This is a genomic window from Methylobacterium sp. WL18 (genome assembly GCF_008040015.1).
GTDB classification, from domain to species: Bacteria; Pseudomonadota; Alphaproteobacteria; order Rhizobiales; family Beijerinckiaceae; genus Methylobacterium; species Methylobacterium mesophilicum.
The window spans coordinates 1-683 of record NZ_VRVD01001188.1 but is presented as its reverse complement, the minus strand read 5'-3'; the positions used below and the strand labels follow the sequence as shown (position 1 = coordinate 683).

Sequence of the window (683 nt, the reverse complement as noted above, 5' to 3'; positions counted from 1 at the left end):
GCGCGGGGCCGCCGCGGCGGTCGGAACCGCCGTGTTGGCACCCAGGCGGGTGGCGAGCGCCAGGGCCCGGTTCTCGGTGACCCGCAGGTGGCAGAAGCCGTGCGTGCCCTCGCGGGCGTAGCCGCGGCAGAGCTGCTCCCGGTCGGCCGAGAACGCCGCCTGCTCGCTCACGATCGGCCGCACGTCCTCGCGCCGGGCACGCTGGGTCATCAGCTTGTAATTGTCGCGTACCGCCTTGTCGGCGACGCCCCGGCCGGTGTCGAACTCCCCGGCCCGGGGGATCAGGCTGGCGCCCGCCGGCCCCCACAGCCCCACGGGCGTGGTCGCGCAATCCGCATTCGAGAAGGTGCAGATCGGTCCCTGGCCCAGCGACGTGACCAGGATCCCGCCCTCGACCACGTCGAAGCGCAGCGGGCACTCGGCCCCGGCGGCCTCGAAGCGCGGCGCGCCTTCGGGCTTGCCCTCGGAGGTCAGGGTGATGGGATTGCCGTTGGCGAGCGGCACCGTGCAGGACTCCGCCGGCTGCGAGATCTTGGTGCCGGGCAGCTTGATCCGCGCCGTGACGGCGGTGCCGGCCCGCTCCAGCTTCAGGGTGCCGGACATGCCGTTGAGCTGGAGCTCCGGCCCGATCACCCCGTCCTCGGACGGGGCCTTCAGCACCACCGGGCGGGCCGGGGCCGGGG

1 protein-coding gene is annotated in these 683 nt (G+C 74.5%); it reads right to left on the bottom strand.

What is annotated here, in order from left to right; genetic code table 11:
• A partial coding sequence (locus FV228_RS31730; protein ID WP_147857972.1) for a hypothetical protein occupies nt 1–683 on the bottom strand: 683 nt, incomplete at both ends.